This is a genomic window from Comamonas testosteroni, from assembly GCF_030505195.1.
GTDB lineage: Bacteria > Pseudomonadota > Gammaproteobacteria > Burkholderiales > Burkholderiaceae_C > Comamonas > Comamonas testosteroni_G.
Map to the genome: position 1 here is coordinate 456303 of NZ_CP129672.1, position 19156 is coordinate 475458.

The 19156-nt window shown below is 58.7% G+C and carries 16 protein-coding genes and 2 pseudogenes; 8 read left to right on the top strand and 10 right to left on the bottom strand.

Annotated elements, in window-relative coordinates; all coding sequences use genetic code 11:
* Window positions 1-168: 168 nt before the first annotated feature.
* Window positions 169-483: pseudogene (locus QYQ99_RS01985) on the bottom strand (integrase core domain-containing protein); the annotation flags it as partial.
* 81 nt (window positions 484-564) lie between these two features.
* Here QYQ99_RS01985 and QYQ99_RS01990 point away from each other — a divergent pair.
* Window positions 565-1845 (top strand): IS110 family transposase, encoded by a 1281-nt coding sequence (locus QYQ99_RS01990; RefSeq protein ID WP_302091195.1) that lies wholly within the window; start codon window positions 565-567, stop codon window positions 1843-1845.
* Between the two features lie 246 nt (window positions 1846-2091).
* Here QYQ99_RS01990 and QYQ99_RS01995 read toward each other — a convergent pair.
* Window positions 2092-2903, bottom strand: a pseudogene (locus QYQ99_RS01995) (IS3 family transposase); the annotation flags it as partial.
* A gap of 379 nt (window positions 2904-3282) precedes the next feature.
* Between QYQ99_RS01995 and QYQ99_RS02000 the strand changes: the two are divergent.
* From QYQ99_RS02000 to QYQ99_RS02010, 3 genes are all read left to right on the top strand, one after another.
* Window positions 3283-4308 (top strand): tripartite tricarboxylate transporter substrate binding protein BugE, encoded by a 1026-nt coding sequence (locus QYQ99_RS02000; protein ID WP_302091196.1) that lies wholly within the window; start codon window positions 3283-3285, stop codon window positions 4306-4308.
* 90 nt (window positions 4309-4398) lie between these two features.
* Window positions 4399-5826 carry a M20 family metallopeptidase gene (locus QYQ99_RS02005; RefSeq protein ID WP_302091197.1) on the top strand — a complete coding sequence of 476 codons (1428 nt, stop codon included), beginning with the start codon at window positions 4399-4401 and terminating at the stop codon, window positions 5824-5826.
* A gap of 216 nt (window positions 5827-6042) precedes the next feature.
* Entirely contained in the window at window positions 6043-6186 is a 144-nt protein-coding gene (locus QYQ99_RS02010; RefSeq protein WP_302091198.1) for a DUF3149 domain-containing protein, read from the top strand.
* Window positions 6187-6638: 452 nt separating this feature from the next.
* Here the strand turns inward: QYQ99_RS02010 and QYQ99_RS02015 are convergent, their stop codons facing one another.
* The 5 genes from QYQ99_RS02015 to QYQ99_RS02035 all read right to left on the bottom strand — a co-directional run bounded on the left by QYQ99_RS02015 (window position 6639) and on the right by QYQ99_RS02035 (window position 12025).
* The gene (locus tag QYQ99_RS02015) at window positions 6639-8876 is read right to left on the bottom strand and encodes a putative bifunctional diguanylate cyclase/phosphodiesterase (protein WP_302091199.1); all 2238 of its coding nucleotides are present in this window, start codon (window positions 8874-8876) and stop codon (window positions 6639-6641) included.
* A 148-nt stretch (window positions 8877-9024) separates the two neighbouring features.
* Window positions 9025-9786 carry a GGDEF domain-containing protein gene (locus QYQ99_RS02020; protein ID WP_302091200.1) on the bottom strand — a complete coding sequence of 254 codons (762 nt, stop codon included), beginning with the start codon at window positions 9784-9786 and terminating at the stop codon, window positions 9025-9027.
* Window positions 9787-10176 carry a DUF1987 domain-containing protein gene (locus QYQ99_RS02025; protein WP_302091201.1) on the bottom strand — a complete coding sequence of 130 codons (390 nt, stop codon included), beginning with the start codon at window positions 10174-10176 and terminating at the stop codon, window positions 9787-9789. It abuts the gene before it with no gap.
* A gap of 34 nt (window positions 10177-10210) precedes the next feature.
* Complete coding sequence (locus QYQ99_RS02030; RefSeq protein ID WP_003056041.1) at window positions 10211-10777, bottom strand: SiaB family protein kinase; 567 nt, start codon at window positions 10775-10777, stop codon at window positions 10211-10213.
* Window positions 10778-10792: 15 nt separating this feature from the next.
* Entirely contained in the window at window positions 10793-12025 is a 1233-nt protein-coding gene (locus tag QYQ99_RS02035; protein ID WP_302091202.1) for a SpoIIE family protein phosphatase, read from the bottom strand.
* A gap of 349 nt (window positions 12026-12374) precedes the next feature.
* On the opposite strand from QYQ99_RS02035, the gene QYQ99_RS02040 reads away from it, so the two are divergent.
* Entirely contained in the window at window positions 12375-12539 is a 165-nt protein-coding gene (locus QYQ99_RS02040; protein ID WP_302091203.1) for a helix-turn-helix domain-containing protein, read from the top strand.
* A gap of 146 nt (window positions 12540-12685) precedes the next feature.
* Here the strand turns inward: QYQ99_RS02040 and QYQ99_RS02045 are convergent, their stop codons facing one another.
* Window positions 12686-12907, bottom strand: coding sequence for a SlyX family protein (locus tag QYQ99_RS02045; RefSeq protein ID WP_302091204.1), 222 nt, complete (start codon window positions 12905-12907; stop codon window positions 12686-12688).
* A complete protein-coding gene (locus tag QYQ99_RS02050; protein WP_302091205.1) occupies window positions 12904-14100 on the bottom strand; it encodes a PLP-dependent aminotransferase family protein in 1197 nt (398 codons plus the stop codon). The genes QYQ99_RS02045 and QYQ99_RS02050 overlap by 4 nt, the downstream gene beginning before the upstream one ends.
* Window positions 14101-14398: 298 nt before the next feature.
* Between QYQ99_RS02050 and QYQ99_RS02055 the strand changes: the two genes are divergently transcribed.
* Window positions 14399-15916 (top strand): collagen-like triple helix repeat-containing protein, encoded by a 1518-nt coding sequence (locus tag QYQ99_RS02055; protein WP_302091206.1) that lies wholly within the window; start codon window positions 14399-14401, stop codon window positions 15914-15916.
* Window positions 15917-16050: 134 nt separating this feature from the next.
* Window positions 16051-16491, top strand: coding sequence for a POTRA domain-containing protein (locus QYQ99_RS02060; RefSeq protein WP_302091207.1), 441 nt, complete (start codon window positions 16051-16053; stop codon window positions 16489-16491).
* Here QYQ99_RS02060 and QYQ99_RS02065 read toward each other — a convergent pair.
* Window positions 16443-17663: an ISL3 family transposase gene (locus QYQ99_RS02065; protein WP_302089465.1), complete on the bottom strand. Its 1221-nt coding sequence runs from the start codon at window positions 17661-17663 to the stop codon at window positions 16443-16445. The two genes, QYQ99_RS02060 and QYQ99_RS02065, sit on opposite strands and share 49 nt — an antisense overlap.
* A 128-nt stretch (window positions 17664-17791) precedes the next feature.
* Between QYQ99_RS02065 and QYQ99_RS02070 the strand changes: the two genes are divergently transcribed.
* A complete protein-coding gene (locus QYQ99_RS02070; RefSeq protein WP_302091208.1) occupies window positions 17792-19075 on the top strand; it encodes a ShlB/FhaC/HecB family hemolysin secretion/activation protein in 1284 nt (427 codons plus the stop codon).
* The last annotated feature ends 81 nt before the right edge of the window (window positions 19076-19156 follow it).

The window sequence follows — 19156 nt, forward strand, 5'->3', positions numbered from 1 at the left end:
CCAGTCAATGGCGACTATCGCTGCACAACAGACACCTGCTGACGAAGCACGAACGACAGCAACGGGTCGGCTCCGCCAGTTCGCAAGCCGTGATAGCGGCCTTTGAGCGGCGAAGAACTGACCTGCCCCCTTCCGTCATACCAATCATTCGGAAGTCCGGGTTAAAGCTTACTTGATCTCTTTGCTGGAAGCCGGCGGTCTCTGATTGATGATGCGATGCCGTTGAGCAAACTCGGCCGGCGGTATTCGCCCGAGACTGCTGTGCGGTCGCACCTGGTTGTAGTCCTGACGCCAGCTTGCAATCGTTGATCGCGCCTGTACCAGCGTCTCAAACCAGTGCTCGTTCAAGCACTCGTCACGGAACTTGCCATTGAAACTCTCGATGTAGCCGTTTTGCATGGGCCGTCCTGGCTGGATCAGTAGGTGGCGCACGCCATGTGATTGCGTCCAGGCGATGAAGGCCCGGCTGGTGAACTCCTTGCCGTAGTAAATGCATAGTAGTTGTCAGCCACTTTCGGCAGCAAGCATCCTTTGGACTGCTAACTGCCGAAGGAGCCCCATGCCATGGCTGACACGAACCTACTTATCTCCCCAATGCACTGGGTTGCAATCGATGTAGCCCGCTACTGCAATGCCGTTCTTATCGAGACTTCATCGGCTCAGCGGTACCGTTTTCGCATGACCAACAGTGCCGCAGACATGCAGCGCCTGGTTGACTTCCTGCATAGCCTTGGCGGTCGCTGTCGCGTGGCCCTGGAGCCCACGGGGGACTATCACCGCCCGATCGCACATCGGTTGCTCACAGCGGGCTTCGACGTTGTCTCGATCTCTTCCGTGGCCCAGTCCCGGTTCCGCGAAGCCATGTTCAACTCCTGGGACAAGAATGATCCGAAGGATGCCGCCGTCATTCTGGAGATGCTCAAGCAGGGACGGGTTCAGCAGTATGTCGACCCCATGCTGGCCGGTCATCACAACATCCAGGAGCTATCGAAGACCTACTACCAGATCAGCCGCGCTAGAACCAAGGTACAGCACGCAATCATCAATCACCACGTTCCTCTGTACTTCCCTGAGATGCATAAATACTGGAGCAGCACCCGCAACGAGTGGTGGGTGAAGTTCATGATCGAGTTCCCCACTCCAGTGCATGTGCGGCAGCACACGTGCCAGGAATTCATCGAGCTGGCCTCTGCCTTGGTGGGGCGCCGCGTGCATCGCGTGGCTAAGCTCACTGAGATCTGGGAGGCATGTGCAGACTCGGGAGCACTACCGCATGATCCACAAAGCGTTGCCGTACAGATGTTCCGATTCACGCTGCGTCACTACCAGCAGCTCAATGCGCTACGCCGTCAGCTCGAACAACAGGTGCAGGACCTTCTCGCGAACGAGGCCGACTACAACCATCTGATGTCCTTGCCAGGCGTTGGGCCCATCAATGCACTGACCATCCTTGCCGAGGCAGGGAATTTGCGTCGATTTGGGCATCACCGTCAGTTCCTGAAGTTTTGCGGCTTTGATCTGGCCAAGAGTCAATCCGGCGTCCATCGCGGTCGAGAACAGTTGTCCAAGCGAGGCAATGCCCGTCTGCGGCTGGCATTTTGGCTGGCCGCTGTTGTGGCCGTTCGAGCACGTGAGAACTCATTTCGAGAGAAGTACGACCGATACGTCAGCAGCAACCCCAAGGATCCGGACCTCAAGCGCAAGGCGCTGACGGCCGTGGCGGCCAAGATGGCACGCGTAGCGTACGGAATGATCAAGAAGAACCAGCCCTATCGGCGGTTCTTCGAGCAGAGTTTGCCCAGCGGATCGATCCCTCTCAATAGGGCCGTCGGGGCGCCAACCTAGGTTGGTGACCCCCTAGATAATGCTCGGACCTTCCGCTGGGCTGCCTATGCTGTTTTAGGTACGGTAAAGATCACGACGATGACGACGCCGTGAATCTTGTTTCCACTATGGTTAACCGAGGCACCCTTGTGCGGCGGAAGCGCGTCGCCGACTTTGCTCACCGTTCTTTAAGGTTTCCCGATCTGCGCCACCAGACCGGTGCACGATGCTGTTGCCGTTTGGCAAAAGACCTATTGCATTTAGTACGTTGTCGGTTCTCACTGCAGTTGGGTAACCTCTGAAGGTGGCCGCACGCTCGAGCAGCCTAGTGACGTATTGCCCTGAGAGTCCGTAGTCCACCGAGATATCCACGCATTCATGCGAGAAGTCATCGGCCACCGTCAAACACTTGATGCGCCGCCCGTTGGCCAAGCTGTCGGAGACGAAGTCCATGCTCCAGACTTCATTGACATGTGTTGCCACCGTGAGGGGCACGCGTTCGCTGGAAGCGCGCCATACCTTCTTGCGCTTGCGAACCGCCAGTTGTGCTTGGTTGTACAGCCGATACACCCGCTTGTGATTGACGCCTGGGAACTCCGGGCGCAGCAGGTCGTGGATGCGGCGATAGCCGAAACGACGACGCACCTGCGCGATCTCAACGATCTTGGAGCTGAGCAACTGTGTACGCTCATCCACCAAGGGCGGATTGCGGTAGCAATCTCTGGAGAGCCCCACCAGGAGACATGCGCGGCGTTCGGACAGATGATGCTCAGAAATCATCTTGGCGGCTGCTGCGCGTTTGGCCTGCGGGGCTAAGGCTTTACGCCGAAGATGTCCTTGAGCGCGTGAATGTCAAGGTGGGCCTCGGCCAGCAAGCGCTTGAGCTTGGAGTTCTCGGATTCAAGTTCCCGCAGCTTCTTGGCATCCGTGGCCTGCATGCCACCGAACTTGGCGCGCCACTTGTAGAACGTTGCATCGCTGAAACCGCCTTGGCGGCACAGTTCCTTGATAGGCATCCCCGCCTCTGCTTGCTTGAGGAAGCCAATGATCTGCTCTTCGGTGAATCTGCTCTTCTTCATATCCATCATTCTCCTGGTTGATGGACTTCACTAACTTTACGTTGGTATGGCTAGAAGGGAGCAGGTCATACCGACTCGAACGGATTTACTCACACAACGCAACAGAGCGAAAACAAGAATTAACTCTCACGACGAACTTTACTTTGAAAAAGCTTCGACGAACTTTGCGATGTGCGACGAACCTTAATGAGAAAAACACAACATCACTCTCCATAGAGAGAGGTGCACCAGAGGTATCGATAAAGCTTATAGCTAACCGCAAATACCATGTACTGCCAAGGCTACGAAATTTCTATATTTCATTTTCATGACGGCAGAAATTCGTGAACAGCACTGATGGTGTAGGCACGCATTGGCCGATATCTTTCAGGAGCCCTCCATGCCCATATCTTCACGCACTCGCGGCTGCAAAAATGGCCTCACTAGCCACGTCGGCCTGCTCTCGCTGGCGGTTGCCAGCTCCTTGTGGACCCTGGCCGCGTCGCAGGCGCTGGCCGCTGGCGTCTATCCAAGCAAACCTGTCAAGCTCATCGTGCCTTTTGCCGCCGGTGGCTCCACCGACATCGTGGCGCGCGTGATTGCCGAAGGCATGCGCACCACACTGGGGCAACCGGTGATCGTGGACAACAAGGGCGGCGCTGGGGGGCTGATCGGCAGCGAGGCCATCGCCCATGCAACTCCAGACGGCTACAGCATTGGCATGGCTACCGTGAGCACGGCCACCATCAACCCCTTGCTCTACAAACGCGCCAGCAAGATTGAAGGCAAGCTGCTGCCGGTGGCCAATCTGGTGACCATGCCTTCGGTCTATATGGCCCACCCCAAGATGGGCGTGAACAACTTCAACGACTTCCTCGCCAAGATCAAGGCACAGCCCGGCACCTACAGTGCCGGAGTACCGGGACTGGGAACGCTGGGACATCTGATGGTTGCCTCGTTCAACGAAACCATGAAGACCCAGATCCAGATCGTGCCCTATCGCGGTAACGGCCCTGCACTCAATGACGCCCTTGCCGGCATGGTCCAGATCATGACCGACCAGTTGCCCTCGGCAATGCCACAGATCAAGGGTGGCAAGCTGCTGCCTTTGGTGATCGCCTCACATGGCCGCTCGCCCGAGCTGCCCAATGTGCCGACATTCAAGGAGCTGGGCTACGACGAACTCAACGAACTGGGCATCAGTTGGTTCGGTCTGGTCGTCCCCAGCAACACACCGGCCCCCATCGTGAAGCAGTTGCAGGATGCAGCGGTCAAAGCCGTCCATCTGCCCGAGGTGCAAAAGCATCTGAAGAATCTGGGTGCTACGGCGACCGAGACGGCGCCCTCCCAGTTCCCGGCCCAGATCGCCGCCGAACTCAAGCGCAACAAGGCCCTGCTCGACAAGGCCGGCGTCAAGCCCGAATAAGAGCCTGCCCTGCAACCTGCGCTCGCTGTAATCGGCCGGTTGCTTCCTCATGCCCTATCTTCTTCACCACAGCTCAAGGACCCTTTTGCCATGCAAGCGATGAGCGCCCTGCAGAATTTCTTTCAACGTGAGACACCGCGCATGACGGCACTGGCCGACCAGATCTGGTCTCTGGCCGAGCTGCGCTATGCCGAGAACGCTTCGGTCCAGCTCCACATTAATGCACTGCAGCAGGCTGGATTCCGCATCACGCGCGATGTGGCTGGCATCCCCACCGCCTTCATGGCCGAATGGGGTGATACCGGCCCGGTCATTGCCTTGCTGGGTGAATACGACGCCCTATCAGGCCTGAACCAGCAAAGCGGTGCACTGGTGTGCACCCCGTCCACCGACAGCCCTGGTCTGGCCGGCCACGGCTGCGGCCATCATCTGCTGGGCACTTCGGCGCACTTTGCCGCTACTGCTCTGCAACAGCACCTGAAAAGCACCGGAACGAATGGACGCGTGCGCTATTACGGCTGTCCGGCCGAGGAAGGCGGCTCCGGCAAGACATTCATGGCTCGCGCCGGTGTGTTCGATGATGTGGATGCAGCACTGACCTGGCACCCAGCCAGCTACACCGGCCTGTTCAGCCAGAGCACGCTGGCCAATATTCAGGCGAAGTTTGTCTTCCATGGCAAGGCATCGCATGCCGCGCACTCTCCCCACCTGGGCCGCAGCGCCTTGGATGCAGTGGAGCTGATGAACGTAGGGGTGAACTATTTGCGCGAGCACATGCCCTCGGACGCCCGCGTGCACTACGCCATCACCGATAGCGGTGGTCTGTCGCCCAATGTCGTGCAGGCGCGCGCCGAAGTGCTGTATCTGGTGCGGGCAGCACGCAACCACGAAGCCACCGAACTCTATGAACGCGTTCAGAACGTGGCGCGTGGCGCCGCGCTGATGACGGACTGCAAACTCGAAATCATCTTCGACAAGGCCTGCTCCAATCTGCTGCAAAACAGCACTCTGAACAGCGTGATGCATGCGCAGATGCAGGCACTGGGACAGTTGCAAGCCGATGCACAGGCGCATGCTGTTGCCGGCCAGTTCCAGGCCACGCTGGACCAAAACGATGTCGATGCCGTCAGCCGCCCTTTGGCGAGCGTGCTGCGCGGCAAGGTGCCGGCCATTTTTGAAGGTTTGACGCCCTACGACCCGAACGCCAGAGACATCATGTTCGGCTCCACCGACGTGGCCGATGTGAGCTGGATTACGCCCACGGTTCAGGCCTGGGTGGCCTGCTATGCTTTCGGCACGCCGCTGCACTCCTGGCAGATGGTGTCGCAAGGGCAGTCCGGCCTGGCTCACACCGGCATGGTGCACGCCGCAAAAATTCTGACTGCCACCGCCGTGGAGTTGTTCGCCCAGCCCGAGTTGCTGGAACGAGCCAAGGAAGAACTACTGCAACGCCGCGAGGGCAAGCCCTATGTATGCCCCATTCCTGCAGAGGTAGCACTGCCCTTTTTGCGAAAGTAAGTTGGCAACGGCTCCCTCCGCTAAAAGGAATTTCGGCAACTTCAAAGTAAAAGTCCCTGAAAACGCCCGCCACGATTAAGGGTTCGCAATGCGCGCCAGCTTGCTCTGCCTCAAAGCGACAGCAGTCAAAGCTTGATGCAGCACAAGCCTCCAGCCAGGCCCAGCGGCCATAGTGAGACATACCGCAAGACTGCGGAAACTAAACAGGGAGGAACCATGAAGCTGATGATCGATCTCTTTTCCACCGACTACGGACTGATGAGCCTGGCCGTGATTTTGCTGATCATCGTCATGGCCGCTTTCTTTACCCGCCTCTTCCTTGGCAAGATGAAGAACGTTGCAAACACCCCGCTCGAATAGTCCCGAGCTTCGCTGCATGCTGCGTAGGTACTGCCGTGAGTTGCTGGCGGGATAACTTGGATTGAACGCAAAAAGCCGATGAGTTCGCTACTCCCCGGCAATTTATATATCCAGGACGAATGAGTCAGTGCAAGCTCTCTCAGCCCCTCTTGCAGGGGCTTTTTTCTTGCCAGGATTTTCTGCGGATAGATGTCGAAGACTTGACTATTGTGTTTCAAGGCATTCTTGAATCTTTAAACGTCAGGAAGCAAGAGTCGACCAAGAGTGCTCGGGGCATTTACTTGCCGAAGAAAATCCAGCTGCAGTGAAGCGCGCGCCACAGGTCCACCCCAACACTTCGGGTTCAGCGCCACAATCCGCCTTGCCAGCGGCAAACACCACGTTGGCCACATAGAGACCGACAGCCAGGAATACCTGTACGCCAGGGCACAAGCAGGAAGAAAGCGCCAAGGTCAAGCGCATGTATGCCGGTCCCTGTCTCGCACACCATGTCTTGAGGAGCTGCTTACTGCAGGGAGGACAGCCGCTACTGATTGTTCCGCACCGAACGCGGCAGCACCCCGTGAATCAAAAGAGAGTTCGACCGATGGCGCCATCAACTGGGTGCGACTTTCTGCGTCTGTATCGAGGCAATGCGCCTGAAGCCATTCCAGGAGAGCGCTCTTGTTCATGGGCCTCGCTATGTGATAGCCCTGTCCTTCATAACAATCCATGGCGAGCAATGCCTGGCACACAGTGGCGTCCTCGATTCCTTCGGCGAGCACGCTCAGCCCGAGCTTGCGACCCAGTTGAACGACCATTTCCGCTATCCGTGCGCCGTCCGGTTCGCTAAGCTGACACACAAAGGAACGGTCAATCTTGATCCGATCCAGAGGAAGCTGCTCCAGATAGCTCAGCGAAGAGTACCCGGTACCGAAATCATCGATGGCGATGGAGACGCCCTCTGCCCTCAGCGCCGACAGCGTTGATTTCAGCAAATCCGTGGGAAGCGCCGCCACTGATTCGGTGATCTCCAGCTCAAGGAGATCCCCTCGCAAACCACTGCTGGCGAGCGCTGCGCAGACGATCTCAAGGAATCCAGGGTCCTGAAGCTGCACCGTCGAGACATTGACGGCGATGCGCTGAGGCGCGACTCCTGCATCCAGCAATTCGCGCATCGCTGCACATGCGGCCATGAGCACCCATTGGCCAAGGGCCACAATCAGACCCGAATGCTCGGCAACAGGGATGAACTTGTCCGGAGGCACGAATCGGCCATCCTCCGTACGCCATCGCAGAAGCGCCTCAATTCCAACGACGCTACGCGTCACCAGGTTGAGCTGAGGCTGATATACCAGAAACAGTTCCCGGTTCTCGATCGCCTCTCTGAGTTCGGACAGCAACAATGCCCTGGATCGCGCCTCGACTCCCATCTGATCGGAGTACCGCAGCACCTGACCGCGGTGATCTCGCTTCGCACGCTTGAGTGCAATCGTGGCATCCTTGACCAAGTCCGCCCCTGCTCGAAACTCTTGAGGCAAAAGCACATAGCCACAGGTGAGCGAGACCTTGTAAGGAGCCCCATCAATACTCAGCGGTTGGCGCACGCACTCCAGCAGACGCCTGGGCTGCACCTGTCCAATATCCCCCAATACCCCGAAGGTGTCCGCACCCAGCCTGGCCAACAGCACATCGCCTGGCAGCACATCTTCAAGACAGCGAGCAACGCGCTTCAGAAGACGGTCCCCGAACAGATGCCCCATCAGGTCGTTCGTGGCACTGAAATCGTCAATGTCGATCAGCGCCAGAATGTAGTCGTGCAAGCCCTGTCTTGCACATTCATCGACTGCCTCGACGAAATGGGCGCGATTGGGAAGATTCACCAGAGGATCATGATAGGCACTCTCTTTCAGGCGCCCGAGCAAACCGCGGTTATGCAGCAATGTGCTCAGGTTGGCACAGAAGACATCCAGCAGTTGCGGATGCAGCACGGCATGGTGCCTGGGCACATCGATAAACACCACGAAGTTCTGTCCATCATCGTGGCCGATATGCAGTGCCAGCCCGCCAGTCTCGCCGTAGACATTGCAGCTGCCTTCAACGGCCTTTCTTAGCAAGCCTAGTTCCGATGTCTGCGGCAACAACTCCAGAGGACGCCCAATCAGCTCGGAGAATCGGCCCGTTGCCGCCTGCACGAAGTAGCAGCCGTCGGGATTGGCCACCTCCTGAGCACACACCACACCTACTTGCGCAACCTTCAGCAAAGTTGCCAGCTGTGTCAGTACGCCGGATGCGAATTCGTAGCAATCCTTGATCTCCAGCAGAGATGCACTGGATCGCAGAACATGCTCCAGGCCGCCTCGGCTTGTGTCCGCCGCGCACAGCTGTTTATAGGAGCGAACTGCCGTGGCAACGATGACGTGCAACCGATCCGCAGTCAGTTCCGCTCTAGTTCTGTAATCACTGATGTCATTTTCAATCAGTGCATCGAGCCCGGGCTCCTGCCCCGGTTGGCCGGACAGAAGAATGATGCGGGTATTGTGCAGGGCCGCAGCATGGCGTATGGAATGCACCAGATCGATTCTCACGCCCGCCCGCTCCATCGCAAGGTCGAGTATGACCACGGCCAGGTCGGTTTCGCTCAGAAGCAGCTGTCTTGCCTCGTCGCCAGAAAACGCATTCAAAAACAGCAGCGGGCGCTCGAACAGCATCTGCGCATCCAAAGAGGAACAGCTTGCCGCGTGAACCTCTGGATCTGCGCTCACAATGAGGATGCGCCACCTTGGTCCAAAGGCCGAGTCTGCGCTTGGCATTGCATCGGCGGAGACCAGGCGCGACTGATCCCCCCTTGGAGCTGGCTCAGGTCTCATGCTCGAGAGACTGCAAAAAACACGACGAGAGGCAGACCTGGTTGCGTCCGCCACGCTTTGCGACATAAAGCGCTTCGTCAGCGAAGCCATACGCGCTGTCGAAATCGCCGCCCGGGGGTGCCCAACTCACGCCAAAGCTGGCAGTGACAGCACTTCCATCGGGCAGATCGAAATCGCAGATCTCAATCGCACGCCGGAGATCCTGTGCAAGTCTTTCGGAAACGTCCGCACTCTGACGAGGTAGCACAACAGTGAACTCCTCACCACCGACCCGGCCGATCTGCGCTGAGGAAGGCACCACTGCCTGAAGACAGGCAACAACGCCGAGGATGACCTTGTCACCCGTCGGATGACCAAAACTGTCGTTGATTCTCTTGAAGTGATCGATATCCAGCACGATCAGTGAAAGATCATCATGCACAAAGTACCGGTTCACCAGTTCAATGACGGCAGCCCGGTTCAGGACACCCGTCAGCGTGTCGTGAGTAGCCCGATGTTCAAGCTCTGCCGCCAGATCCTGAAGCCGGGAATTCAACTGATTCATCTCCAGTTCCGCGCGATCGCTGCGGCGCACCAGTCGGCGTGTTTCTCGCAACAGCCGTTCGTATGCAAGAAGCAGGTCACTCAAAGCCTGTCTGCATTGAGATGGCGCTGTGCAGGCGCAGCCGGTATGTGCCGCTCGCGCAGTCAACAGCGCCTGGTTCTCTGCTTCAAACAGATCTGGCGCCGCTGAAGTGCCAGGGCTGTCCATTCAGGTTGCTCCAACTGGATGGGCGACAAACTCGAGAGCGGGAAAATCCTCGCTCAGCTCCTGCCCGAACTCAAGAATCGTGTCGTCTTCTTCATCGTGATACCAGTTGAGCACCACGTGATTACCGGCCTCTGCGCAGTTGCTCAAAGCCTCTATCAAATTGAAGAGCATTTTGGTGCTGGAGCTGTTGAAATACGCCAGCGCAATATTCACTTCGATCTTTGTCTCTATCTGTGCGGACAGGTAGTCCTTGAGCCGAGAAATGATGTCGCTGTAGAAAGCTGCAGCATTTTCCGGATAGGACTCGCCGCGCATGCTCAAGGTATGCGTATCAAAAATGAAATCCACCTCGGGAGAGCTGGGGGTTGGGGCAATGTAGAGGTTTTCCATCAGTTTTCTTTATTCGTTGACGGTCTCGCTGTGCCTATATGGCTGCCTTCAGGTAGAAGACAGGCGAGTCGCCAGACTCCGCGTCGAAGTCGAACTCCAACGGCTCCCTGGCATCCCGGGCAACGGTCAAGAACCCCATGCCCGCACCCTTGCTTCCCTCAGGCGTCTCCTCGCGAAGTGTCTGTCGATATGCTTGCTTGATCTCTTCAAGCGTCATGCTCCGCAGTGCATTCAGTTTCACCCGCAGCGCTTCGGCCATCAGTGGCTCGATAGGATTGGCGCAAAGCAGCAAAAAGCTGCCGTCCTCCTCTCGACGAATGCAGACCGAGCCATGACGTAGCTCCCCGTTGTTCAGACTGGAGGGAGTCAGCGAATCAGCTGAGTAGTGAATGATGTTCTGCGCCATCTCCACGAACGAGGAAAACAGCTTGCGTCGGGTTGGAGCGGCAACCCCGGCAACTTCAAGCTGCAACTTCACTGCATCGGCCATGGCCGCAACGATGTGCTGCGAGAAATACCCGACGTAGTAGAAAATGACTTGGTGCTGACGCGCCAAATTGAAGAAGGATCCGTACTTCTCGGCAATCATGGGGGAAGGCATATATGGGCCTGGAGACTAGGTACGAAAACAGAAAAAAGTCAGATCGTCGCGGCGGTGGTGTTCACCTTGCCAGACGCGCAGAGATTCGAGCAAGGCCATATTGATCTCTGAAGGAGACTTCTGTCGATGCTCAAGCAGTGATTCCCGCACCCGGCGCTTGCCAAGAGCGATACCGCGTGGCCCGCCGATCTGGTCAATCAGTCCATCGGTGCTCACAAAGACAAGCGTGCCGCGGGGAAGACTTACCTCCTGGTTGAGCCAGGCAAAATCGATCTCGCTGTCGACATAGCCGACTCCCTTGCGCTGTCCCTCCAGCATCTCAACAGTGTCCGCATCAGGGCGCAGCAGGAACATGGACAGCCGTGCGCCCGCGAAAGTCAAGCGCCCGTTCACGGGCTCAAACCAGAAGCAGGCCGCATCCATGCCGTCGTCCGAGCCCGGTGTTGCGTCCTGACCGTCGACTTGACCCAGCATCTGCTTGATGCTGCGATTGACATGACCCAGCAGACTGGCCGGATCGCGGGACCCGTTCTGCTCTATCGCCTGGTTGAGGCTGGTCGACGCAATCAAGGTCATGAAAGCACCTGGCACGCCATGCCCCGTGCAATCAGCCACGGTCGCAAACCAGCCATCGGTGTCGGTGCTGAACTGGTAGAAATCGCCACCGACAATGTCACGTGGCTCCCACACCAGATGTGCTTCGGGACAGGCTCTTGCGAGCGCATCCAGGGAGCTGCGAAGTGTCGACTGCTGAATCACGCTGGCATATTCGATGCTGTGCATGATTTGGCGATTGCGCGAAGCCTGCATATCCGCCACTACCCGCATGAGCTGGAGCCCGTTGCCTGTTCCGGCAAACACACCATCTCGGGTAACGATAAAGCCGTCGGACAGCGCTTTTTCGCCGTACTCCACTGTTTTGAAAGTCAGCGCCTCGATGTCCAAAGCTGCATCCACGATCAGCGGTTCTTTGTCCATGAACGCGATACAGCTCTTGCGACCATAAAGCTCCATGCGGAACTGCTTGCTCATCTGCGACAGGAAGATGTTGCGATTGATGAGTCCGATGGGCTGTTTTCCCTCAACGACAGGCAGGCTGACAAGGTCACGGTAGCGGTTGAAAACCTCCATGACTTTCTCATTCGTGTCATCAGTCGTCATGCACGGAGCCTCGGTGCAGAGATCGGCAGCACTCGGTGGGCGAAAGCGTGGCCGGAAGTCGCTCAAATACTCGGGGATTTCAGGCATGCAGCATCGCCATAGGAATCATTGTGAGTAAATGTTACGCAAGCTATATGGCAATTTCATGACAAAGCAATAGTGAAGCCATTTCACTGACACATTCAACAGTTCACAGGAACGAAACGGCCTCCTGCAGCCTCTGTGGAGTTTCAGCAAAGACGCTTTACAGCGCAGGTTGAGTGCACACGTAATCAAAAGAGATTCCAGCCTTGAACGCTGCATCGAAGCATCCTGCTTGTGACTGGAATCAGCGCCACGTCACTTCCGTTCCCCTGCACCCTGTTCTAGGCGGTATCGTCATCGCCACCCTTGTGTGGACGTTCGATGCCTGCCGCTATACCGGGCTTGGCATTCCATGCTTGGTGCGAGCATTTGGCTAACCCATTCAGCCTTACTGGACAAGCTGCTGGAATCGGGCCTGCCCCTGGTACAGGTCGCCGAGAATTGCGGCTACGAATCGGAGCGCGTCTTTGCCCGCGCCTTCAAGCGCTGGTGCGGCCTGCCACCACGCGCCGACTAGCGCAAAAAACCAGGCGCTCCGAAAAGAGTTTGCGGCGCTGAAATAAGGCTGTGCCGCCCTTGCCGGGCCGGCAATCGCTGGCTCGAGCCTCCGCAGGCATCTTGAATCTGCCTCAGCTCAAGCGGAAATTCCAGGCGCAGCCGCAGTCAGTAATGCGGCGGCAATTCGTCGCGCAGATTGCGCACCACCGCGCCCCCGCCTTCTGGCGCTTGGCGCTTGAGTTCCCTTACCTCGTTGATCAACAGATCGATCTGCTGCTGTTGGCGGTAGATCGTCATATTGAGTTGCTCGAGCAAATCCTCGGTGTAGCTGGCCTTGATCTCCAGCTCCATGATTCGCTCTTGCAGCGCTTCGTGACTGTCGCTCATGACTTCAGCGCCTTGGCAAGACGAGCAATGCCTGCGCGAATCTTGTCCTCGTCAGCCGTGGCAAACGAGAGGCGGAAGGTCGCCGTATCCGGGTTCTGTGCATAGAACGGAGCGCCCGGCACAAAGGCCACGCCCTCTTCAATGGCCTTCTTGGCCAGCACCGCCGCATCCGCCAATTGACCACGCGCGCCTGTCAGGCGCACCCACATGAACAGGCCGCCGGCAGGCTGTACAAACTCGACGGTATCGCCCAGTTGCTCGCGCAGCGCATCGCCCATGGTCTCGGCGCGCTTGGCATAGACCTCGCGCACATGGGCCAGGGTCTTGGGCATAGCGCCGGACTTCAGATACTGGGCTGCAGTGGCCTGGGCAAAGGTGCTGGTATGGGCATCGCTGAACTGCTTGCACATCACGGCGCGAGCAAGCAATTCGGGATGAGCAATCAGCCAGCCGATACGCAGACCGGGGCTGAGCACCTTGGACAAGGAGCCGCAGTGAGCCAGCCACTCGCGGCTGCCGGGAACTTCGCGTGTCAGCGACAGCAGGCTGGCAGGAGGCGCTTCATTGAAGTACAGATCGCCGTAGGGGTCGTCTTCCACCAACAGAGTCTGGTACTTGACAGCCAGCTCCAGCACCTTTTTGCGGCGCTCCAGACTCAGCATGGCACCACTGGGGTTGCCAAAGGTCGGGATCAGATATACCAGCTTGGGCTTGTGCTCGGCAATCAGCTTTTCCAGTTCGTCGGTCTTCACACCATGCTCATCCACAGGGGCGGAAATCACCTCTGCGCCATAGAGACGGAAACACTGAATCGTGGCCAGGAAAGTCGGGCCTTCGACAATGACCTTGTCACCCTCGCCCACCATGGTCTTGCCCAGCAGGTCCAGTGCCTGCTGGCTGCCGGTGGTGACGATGAGTTGATCAGGCGCCACATCGGGCACGCCCTTGCCGGCCATAAAGGACGACAGTTGCTCGCGCAGCGGCTGGTAGCCCTCTGTAGCACCATACTGCAATGCAGCTCCAGCCTCCTGCTGCAGGGCCGCCGCAGAGGCAGCACTGATGCCGGTTACGTCAAACATTGCGCTGTCTGGAAAGCCGCCCGCAAAGCTGATGATGCCTGGCTTGCCCAGCAGCTTGAAGAGTTCGCGGATCGCAGAGGTTTCTACGTTATCGAGTCGTTTGGCAAATTGCATACGTTTTCTTGGTTAAAGCGCTACGGAATCTCGTCGCTGCTTGAGCGGCAGATTCCCATTGTGGCGCGCGAATCGCCCCAGAGGCAGGAAGTGGCTTTTATGTAGGCGCTATTCCATGCCGCAAGTAATCAAACTCCTACCGAAATATAAAAGTTGATAGCAATTGTTAATTGCGCATAACTTCGTGTCTCAAACTTTGAATTGGACAGCGCCAAGCCTCTGACAAGAACATACGCCTACCGATCAACGGACCGCGTATTTGACGGATTTTTTCACTTGTTTTTGGGATGGAGGATTTATGCGTACTACTACTTTTACCGGCAAGGCCCTGTCTGTTGCCATTGACGGCAAGACCCCGTTGAGCCTGCGCAGCCTATGTGCCGTAGCCTTGGTTGCCAGTCTGGCTGCCTGTGGCTCGAGCGGTTCTCTGCGCAGCGACCTCGGACCCGACGGCACCGGCGGCGGAGATGTTGTTGCCGGCGGTGGCACTGGTGGCACTGGTGGCACTGGTGGCACTGGTGGCACTGGTGGCGGAACTGGCGGTGGCACAGGCGGCGGTACCGGTGGTGGCAACACCGGCGGCGGTGATGGCGGCACGGGCAATCCGCCTGTGGCAAGCACTCCGCTCACTCCGGTGCGCGACACCGTGGCGGATGTCACTGGAACGCTTTCCGGAACAAGCGGCGTCATCAGCGACGTCAACAACATCGTGACCTCCACCCTGGGCACGGCTACCAGCGGCACGCCTCTGAGCGGTGTGGCCCAGCCGGCCGGCGGCATTCTTGGCAATGTGAACAATGCCGTCAACAGCGTGGGTAGCGGCGTCAGTGCAGGTCTGGGCCAGATCGGTAAGACGGCCGACCCCATCGGCACCACCTTGCAAGGCGTGGCACCCGCCGTCGGCTATCTGGGCGCTGCAGTCACTTCGGCAGGCAAGACGGTCAGTGCGCTGGACACACCTCAGCTTGGCGTGGTCGGTGATGTGGCAGGCTTGGCAGGCGGCACGGTGCAAATCCTTGGCACCACCGTTTCCGGCGTCGAAGGCACTGTGGCAAAGCTGACCAACAACCCGCTGGCCTCGGGTCTGACGACTCAGGTCAGCCAGGTCGCCACGCCGGTGTTGAGCACCGTCCTGGGCAACACCCAGAATCTGGTTCAGACCACGGGCCTGGGCCAGCCGGTTAACAGCTTGCTGGGCACCGTGGGCGGCGTAGTCAATCATGTGGGGGCTTCCGTCACCAGCACCGGAGTTCCGGTTGTGGCTCCGCTGGGCGGCGTGGTCTCGGGTGTCGGCCAGACCGTGGCCGGCCTGGGTGGTGTGGCGACTGGTCCCGGCACACCTAGCGGCGGCCTGCTAGGTGGCGTACTTGGCAATGTCACGGGCGGTGCAGGCGGCTCCGCTGGTGGAGCAGGCAATATTGTCGGCGGCGTGCTGGGTGGCGTCACGGGCCTGGTCGGTGGCGTGACCGGTGGAGCAAGCGGTGGCGGCAATGCCGGTGGCCCTGTCGCAGGAGCAGGCAATCTGGTCGGAGGCGTGCTGGGCGGCGTCACAGGGCTTGTCGGTGGTGTCACGGGATCGGCAGGCGCTCCAGCAGGAGGCACCGGCAGTGCAGGCACTGCGGTGACGGGCCTGGTCGGCAACACCGTTGGCGCAGTCACAGGCCTCGTGGGCGGTGTACTTGGCGGCGTGACCAATGTCGCTGCGGGCGCAGGAGCAGCAGGTGGTGCAAGCACCTCGGGCGGCCTGCTGGGTGGACTGCTGGGCGGCAATCTGGCGCTCGGCCTGGGCGGTGGAGCGGTAGCCACCAGCAAATAAGGGAAACGGCGGTGGCCTGCGTGCACCGCTTGAGCCTGGCCCGCCTTCAGGCGGGCTTTTTTACGACAGCCCCATACCCAGTTCTGGGGATGTAAGGAACAATGAGAGTCATAAAAATAGAACAGGAGGGACTTTTGCAGTCAAAAGCAAAACCACAAGGCCGCATCGGCTCCAGGATTCAGGCCTTGGCACTTGCGGCCTGGGCTCCGCTGGCCTGGTCACAGCAGGCAGGCAACCCGCTCAACAGCCTGCCCCAGACTCCCGAATCTGCAAGGAATCTGCAGCAGCAGCCCAAGCAGGTACCGGTGCAGATAGACAAGCCTCAACCAAGTGTTCAGGATCTCATCAACCTCCGGGTCGCAGTACGTGGCGTCAACGTGCAGGGGAGCACGGCGATTCCTTTCGAAGAGGTCAGCGCGCTTTTCACGCCATTTATCAACGGCACGCATACGGTGGGCGAGCTCAACGCTGCGACCCAGAAGGTCAGCGAGCTGTATCAACGCCATGGCTACGCCCTTTCTTTGGTTCATCGCGCATTACCGGGGAATGCTGCCCGAATCTTCAGAAAGAAGTAGTCCTGATCGCGGTAGCCATAGGCCCGGCGCTTGATGACCTTGATGGTGTTGTTGATGCCCTCCACAACACTTGTGTTCAACGGATGCCTGCATCGGGCGATGATCCCGTGCAGGTAGCTTTGCAAGCGCTGAGCGAAGGTGCTCAGTGCGGCAATGCCGCTTTGATGGGCTTGATCACACCAGTGCCGCCAGGCGCGATGCGCCCAAGTCGCACGACGGTAGAACCACAACTGTTTGAGCTCGTCGCGCAAGACGTATACCGTCATCAATGGTTGATTGGCCGCCAGCAGTTCCTTGAGTTGCACTGCTTGTTGAGGCTGCAGCTTGTTGCGATTGCGCAGCAGCAACCAGCGGCTGGATTTGAGCACCTTACGTGCTGAGGGCTGTTGGCGCAGCAAGTTGGCCTGATCGACACGCACTCGGTCGATGACCTCCCGGCCGTACTTGGCCACGACATGGAACAGGTCATAGACGATCTCGGCGTTAGGGCAGTGGGCCTTAATCTCCAGCTCGTAAGCCGTAGTCATGTCGATAGCAACTGCGCGAATGCGCTGGGCAACGCCAGCGGGCAACTGCTCGAAGAACTGGCGGGCCGTCTCGCGTGAGCGCCCTTGCCCCACCCACAGCACCTGCCGGCTGATGGGGTCGACGACGACTGTGGCGTAGCGATGGCCCTTGTGCAGCGCAAACTCGTCCATCGCCAGGTACTCGATCTGATCCCATTGCGGCTGCGCAGTGTTGGCCAGCAGCAAGGCTTTGTCGATGGACTTGACGGTGTGCCAGCCCAGATCGAAGAAGGCCGCTACCGCCTTGATGCTGCTGCTGCGAAGCAACTGGCTGCACGCCTGCGCCAGACGGTCTGTGACGCGCTGGTAGCGACCGAGCCAGCTGAGTTTCTCCAGGTGCGGGCCACCACAGCTATCGCACCACAGACGCCGACGCGGCACATGTAGCACCACTCTGTACTCGAACAATGCCAGATCGCGCACGCGCCGTGTCGTGGTCTCATGGACTTGGCTGCACTGCGCACCGCAGCGCTCGCAATGCATGACGCTGGCCTGCGGCTTCAGATAAATCGACACGGTGCGGCTATCGCCCTGGGGCCACTGCACACGTTCAACCACGTAGCCCTCCCAGCCGCCAAGAGCCTGCAATAACTTCGAGTCCAGCATTTGATTTGTTCTCCGATGTCAGTGTCGTTGCCATCAGATTACAAAACGAACGGGCTTATCTCCACGAAATTCCTCGATGAACCCTTTCTTTTGCCTACCTTCCGCCGCAAGACTTTGCCAATGGCGCCGTGCAGGTCATCGTGGTCGAGGGCTATGTACAGAGCTTGAGTCTCGAGGGCAATTTTGGCCGCTCCGAAGACCAGATACGCGAGATTGCCCAGCCACTGCTCAACGAAAGGCCTTTGACCACCAAGACTTTTCAGCACCAGACCCAGCTCATGGCACGCCTTCCCGGAGTGCAGATCACGGCGTCTGCCAATCTGCCGACCACCACCGATGGTGCGGTGCCCCTGGTCATCAAATCCAAGCACAAACCCATTGCCGTCACCGTGGGGGGCGAAGCACGCAAGCCCACGCCGCGCATCATTGCGTCCCTCACCCTGAACGACCCCTTGTGGGCAGGCAGCCAGCTTCAGGCTTCGGCGATGTTGCAGAACCCCGACAAGGAGCGTTTCGGCAGCATCGGCTTCACGCAACAGCTGACGCCCGAAGGCACGCAAGCACGTGTCAGCTATTCCGACTACCGCAGCTTCAACCCGCCGGCAACGCGCATTCCAGGCATTGATGACCTGACACAGCAGCGCAAGCTGGACTTCAATATCAGCCACCCATGGATCTTGAGCAATACCACCCAGCTCAGCACCACGGCAGGCCTGTATGCCATCAACTACAGCCGTGAGCTGGCCGATAGCCAGGCCTCCCTGCTGCGTGAGGAAAAGGTTCGCACGCTCTATGCGCAAATGGCCTGGGCGTCCTTTGGCAAGACCACCACCCGCTCGGCTTCGGTCCTGCTGGCCCACGGCCTGGACAGCCTGGGGGCCTACAAAAACCTGGACCTCTACTATCGGCAGGGCTTGCTGCAAAAGTTTGAAAACCCGGCCAAGCTGGACTTCACGCGCATCACCGCCGACTATGCACAGCGCCATCGCTTCGTCAACAAGATGGGCGCCGCTTTTGCCGTGGGCGGGCAATACAGTGCCGACATTCTTCCCGTCCCGGAGAAAATCTCCTTTGGCTCCACCCGCTTCGGCCGTGGCTATCAGGCTGGCGAGTTTTCTGGCGATTCCGGCATGGGCGCCAGTGCCGAGCTCAACTACCAGTTCCTCATCAACCAGACCTGGATCAAGTCGGCCGAGCCCTATCTGCTCTACGAATGGGCACGCACGCATCAGCAAACCAGCGGCGTCAGCGGCAATACACTGCGCTCTGCCAGCCTGGGGCTACGCCTGTCCGACAGCCGTCACTACGCCCTGGACCTTGCCATGAGCAAACCCCTGGGCGATCGCTCTGTCAACAATCCCGATCGGGAACTGCGCTACAGCCTTGTGTTGAGCTACAACCTGGATCCCTGATCCCCCGCCGCTCCGCCCCCGAGCCGCTGCATGCCGCAGCGGCTTTTTCTTTGTTGCACCCCCTGAACCACAAGCCACAAT

Coding starts and splice junctions, on each gene's coding strand:
- QYQ99_RS01990 (WP_302091195.1), top strand. CDS start 565: ATGGCTGACACGAACCTACTTATCTCCCCAATGCACTGGGTTGCAATC.
- QYQ99_RS02000 (WP_302091196.1), top strand. CDS start 3,283: ATGCCCATATCTTCACGCACTCGCGGCTGCAAAAATGGCCTCACTAGC.
- QYQ99_RS02005 (WP_302091197.1), top strand. CDS start 4,399: ATGCAAGCGATGAGCGCCCTGCAGAATTTCTTTCAACGTGAGACACCG.
- QYQ99_RS02010 (WP_302091198.1), top strand. CDS start 6,043: ATGAAGCTGATGATCGATCTCTTTTCCACCGACTACGGACTGATGAGC.
- QYQ99_RS02015 (WP_302091199.1), bottom strand. CDS start 8,876: ATGCTGTTCGAGCGCCCGCTGCTGTTTTTGAATGCGTTTTCTGGCGAC.
- QYQ99_RS02020 (WP_302091200.1), bottom strand. CDS start 9,786: ATGGACAGCCCTGGCACTTCAGCGGCGCCAGATCTGTTTGAAGCAGAG.
- QYQ99_RS02025 (WP_302091201.1), bottom strand. CDS start 10,176: ATGGAAAACCTCTACATTGCCCCAACCCCCAGCTCTCCCGAGGTGGAT.
- QYQ99_RS02030 (WP_003056041.1), bottom strand. CDS start 10,777: ATGCCTTCCCCCATGATTGCCGAGAAGTACGGATCCTTCTTCAATTTG.
- QYQ99_RS02035 (WP_302091202.1), bottom strand. CDS start 12,025: ATGCCTGAAATCCCCGAGTATTTGAGCGACTTCCGGCCACGCTTTCGC.
- QYQ99_RS02040 (WP_302091203.1), top strand. CDS start 12,375: ATGCTTGGTGCGAGCATTTGGCTAACCCATTCAGCCTTACTGGACAAG.
- QYQ99_RS02045 (WP_302091204.1), bottom strand. CDS start 12,907: ATGAGCGACAGTCACGAAGCGCTGCAAGAGCGAATCATGGAGCTGGAG.
- QYQ99_RS02050 (WP_302091205.1), bottom strand. CDS start 14,100: ATGCAATTTGCCAAACGACTCGATAACGTAGAAACCTCTGCGATCCGC.
- QYQ99_RS02055 (WP_302091206.1), top strand. CDS start 14,399: ATGCGTACTACTACTTTTACCGGCAAGGCCCTGTCTGTTGCCATTGAC.
- QYQ99_RS02065 (WP_302089465.1), bottom strand. CDS start 17,663: ATGCTGGACTCGAAGTTATTGCAGGCTCTTGGCGGCTGGGAGGGCTAC.